General features: G+C 43.7%; 5 protein-coding genes. 1 reads left to right on the forward strand and 4 read right to left on the reverse strand.

Going from position 1 to position 3,682, the window contains the following annotated elements; genetic code table 11:
- On the forward strand, positions 1–315 hold a 315-nt coding region (locus O9290_RS13635), incomplete at its 5' end, for a transposase (RefSeq protein ID WP_288087155.1).
- A gap of 417 nt (positions 316–732) precedes the next feature.
- Here O9290_RS13635 and O9290_RS13640 read toward each other — a convergent pair.
- From O9290_RS13640 to O9290_RS13655, 4 genes are all read right to left on the reverse strand, one after another.
- A complete protein-coding gene (locus tag O9290_RS13640; protein ID WP_288059559.1) occupies positions 733–930 on the reverse strand; it encodes a type II toxin-antitoxin system MqsA family antitoxin in 198 nt (65 codons plus the stop codon).
- Positions 931–987: 57 nt separating this feature from the next.
- A complete protein-coding gene (locus O9290_RS13645; protein WP_288059557.1) occupies positions 988–1,722 on the reverse strand; it encodes a foldase protein PrsA in 735 nt (244 codons plus the stop codon).
- A 100-nt stretch (positions 1,723–1,822) separates the two neighbouring features.
- Positions 1,823–3,046: a beta-barrel domain-containing protein gene (locus O9290_RS13650; RefSeq protein ID WP_502846462.1), complete on the reverse strand. Its 1,224-nt coding sequence runs from the start codon at positions 3,044–3,046 to the stop codon at positions 1,823–1,825.
- 357 nt (positions 3,047–3,403) lie between these two features.
- Positions 3,404–3,550 carry a hypothetical protein gene (locus tag O9290_RS13655; protein WP_288059555.1) on the reverse strand — a complete coding sequence of 49 codons (147 nt, stop codon included), beginning with the start codon at positions 3,548–3,550 and terminating at the stop codon, positions 3,404–3,406.
- Positions 3,551–3,682: the final 132 nt, after the last annotated feature.

Here is a 3,682-nt window from a genome sequence, read left to right on the forward strand (position 1 = left end):
TTCCCAAATTTGAAAAAGATGCAGGAATTAAAGGAAGAATTTAGAAAGATTTATGAAACCTCAGAGAATCCGACAGAGGGAATGCTATCCATCTCGGAATGGTTGGCAAAATCCTCCAGTGTTTTTACTAAGAGTTGTCAAACAATCCGAAACTGGTTTGGAGAAATCATTAGTTATTTTGAGCGAAGGACAACGAATGGGGTGGTGGAGGGAATCAACAATAAACTTAAACTAATAAAACGGAGAGGCTATGGCTTGAGAAACTTTCGGAATTTTTGGGTTAGAAGTATGTTGTCTTGGCATCTTGTCTGTTGATTTAGCATAAAGGGTAACGAAGAGCCAAGGTGATTAAAAGGAGAGGCTATGGATTTAGGTTCTTCGGTTTGTGTTATGCAATGGAGGGGGGTTATAAAGGATAAAACCCTTACACAGAAAGACATTGCTTCGATTTTGGCCAAGTGTTTTCTATCTAGAACGAGCTAATCAATTGAGTCTCTTGCCCTATAAGGATTTAGTCGATTTATGCCCCCTGATCGAATCATACCAAGTAACGAAGAACCTTGTTTGTTTTTATGCTAAATAAACTCACTCAAGAATAATCGGATTATTGGTATTTTATTAATCCATATTGTATTAATTTTATAGTAAAATAATCCGTAGGTTGGGTTAAACGAAGTGCAACCCAACACAAAACATCAAGAATAATAGGGGGATGATGTTGGGTTTCATGCTTCAACCCAACCTACAAAATAGGCGATCAGCCTTCTGTAAAACCTCCGCAGTGACCGACTCGCTTAGATAATACTCCCCGCAATTCTGACAGATATCCGCAGGGACTTGTTTTAAAATCACGATACAATCATCTCTCTCTAAAGTAACAGTTACGAAACCCGATCGAGTCGTACCGTTTTTACAGATAACACATTCCATAACTCTTATCTTCCCTTACTATGTTTGCGGGGTGAGTATTACCCACCCCATCCACAATTAATTACTTAACTCGTATTCTATTTCCTGAATCTTCTCCTTTACCCAACCGTTAAACAAATCAACACCGATTTTCAGAGCCAACTCCTCGGTTAATTTTGGTTTAAGGATTTCCTCGACAAAAATCAGGTGAAAACCTCGATCGCCTTGCAGCGGTTTCAACAATCGAGAAGAATCCGATGCGAAAATTGCGGACGAAAGATTCGGTCGTAAATCCTTACGGTAAACAGTACCGCGATAACCCCCCTTGCGTCGTAATTCCACATCCTCGATATAGCGATGTGCTACTTCCTGAAAGCTGATTTCCTCCTCCTGAATCGATTCATACAACTCCTCCGCCATCGCCTGATCTGCTAATACCACCTCGTAGATCACCGCGCCGGTATAATCTAGCTGGTGTTCCACAAAATAGGATTCAATTTTGTCCGCGAAAAGATGTTCGGCTAATTTACCCGATAGTAAACTGAATTGAACGATCTCCTCGAAATCGTCTAGGGATAAGCCCTGTTTTTGCAACCAATTCCATGTATCTTTGGCGTTATGTAATCCTTTGGCGAGACGGAATTGATCGGCCGCCTGTTGTAACTCGGCAGTCGTGTTTTTAATCCCCGCTGCCGTGGCGGTTTCGGTGATGATTTTCCGAGCGATAATTCCCTCGGCCATTTCGGGAACTTTCCCCGATAGCTTAAGCTGTTGGATAAGGTCTTGATTGGTGATGGTGATACTATGCGACATAATGACTCCTTAAACAGTTGTGCGAAATTAATTTCCTAGTTGAGATAGGCAAGAGGGTTAGGGAGGGGTGTAAGTAATTTGGCTTTGATACCTAAAAAAACTACAGTTTTAACCCATCTTTTTGTAGATCCTTAAAGGGATCGAGGATGTAATCGATCACCCGACGCTGACGGACGATCGCTTCTGCGGTAGCCGTATCTCCCGGATTGAGGGGAATACATTGATTTCCCTTTTGAATACAGGAGCGATCGAGTTGAATTTCTAGCTCGAAAACGTTAATTTTTCCGTTTGGCGTTTCCTTTTCGAGTGCTGTCGGTGATTTCTTGGTGATCTTGCCGCCGATAATGCCGTAATCCTGAAAAGGATAGGCATCGAACTTGACTTTTATCGGCATACCGGCGCGGAGAAATTGACTTTGATCCGTGGGCATTTCTGCCTTGAGAATAAACCGCGATCCCTTCGGTGCTATCTCCGCAACCCGCGTTCCCGACTGCACCACCGCACCCGCGCGTTTAATCGGTAATGAAAAGATTGTGCCGTCGGTATTCGCCTTTAAAACCCTCTGACTTAGTTGGATTTGGAGCGCTTGCCGTTGGCTCTCGCTTTGGGCGATTTCCGATGCCAGTGTTGCGATCTCCGTGTCTAGATTGTTAATCTGCTCCTGTACCCTTAAGAGTGCCAACTCGTTGGAATGGCGGAGACTTTGATAACCCCGCTGCCGCTCCTGTAATTGCAGACGCGCTTGGGCGATATCGGCGCTCGTTTGTTGACTCGTCTGACGGTAGGCACTTTTTAATTCCGCTAGTTTATGTTGATTTTCTTTTACCTCCGCTTTTCCCCGCTCGTAGAGTTGTTGGCGCTCCTTGGCATTGTCCTCGCGCTCGATGAATTGCACCTCCGATATCGCGCCATCCTCCCACGCTTTTCGGTAGCGATCGACTTCTTTTAAAGCCGTTTCATAACGACTTTTGAGAATCGGATAATCGGTCTGACTTTGTGCGAGGGCGGTTTTCGCTTGATTTACCCGCGCCTGTTGTTCTTCTAGGGATATTTTGGCCTTCTTGATTAATGCGTCCACATTCTCCCGCGCTTGTTCGATCGAGGCTTCTTTTTCCGCTGCTGCCGCGCGATTTTGTTGGCTTTGGGTGGTTAAAGAAATCTCTAACTGACTTTTGACAAGTTTCTGTTGGGAAAGACGGCTTTTTTGTCCTTCTATTTTCTCCTCGATTTGTTGTATTTCCTTGCCGATTAATAGAGAATCTAGGGTTAAAATCGGTTGTCCTGCTTTCACCTCTTGGCCTTCACGGACATAGATTTTTTCCACTTCTCCTGCGGTGATTGCGTCGAGTTTGACCAGGGTAAGCGCATCTTAACAATCCTTGACAAAATGAACTTTATGTGAGTTGCTTACCCAGAGAGCGATTCAGGCATATTTGAGGAGAATTGGCCATCTCAATTGTTAAGCAAAAATTGACCAAATGGGTCGATTTCGTAACTATTCTGATTGACTGGTATCACTTGAAATGCCCATGCGGATCACAAAATTGGCCAATTGTCAATAGCGTTTGAGATGCTCTCACCCTGAATAGGGGGATGATGTTGGGTTTCCGTTGTCAACCAACCTACAAAATAGGCGTACTGCTACGCAGTGCCTTCGGCATCGCACCTGATACCTTAATAGCTAAGTTGCTTGTTTGCCAAATTCAGGAACAACCAGGTTGACTTCCTTCGAGTTGTAACCAAATGCTTCTACCTGAGACTTGATCAAATCAAGAGCATCATAATAAGCAAGGCTTTGTCCTTTATAGAAAGAAGAGTCCGGGAGCATCTCACCTTTGCAATGAGCATAAATACTTAGTGGAAAAATAGGCTTTTCGAGGGTAATTCTTGTTTTAATTCTCCATGTACGCAGTCTTTAAAAGCCTCTATTTCGTTCCAAGACACGATTAAGAGTGGCTTT

This window comes from Microcystis sp. LE19-41.2A (assembly GCF_027530405.1).
GTDB lineage: Bacteria > Cyanobacteriota > Cyanobacteriia > Cyanobacteriales > Microcystaceae > Microcystis > Microcystis aeruginosa.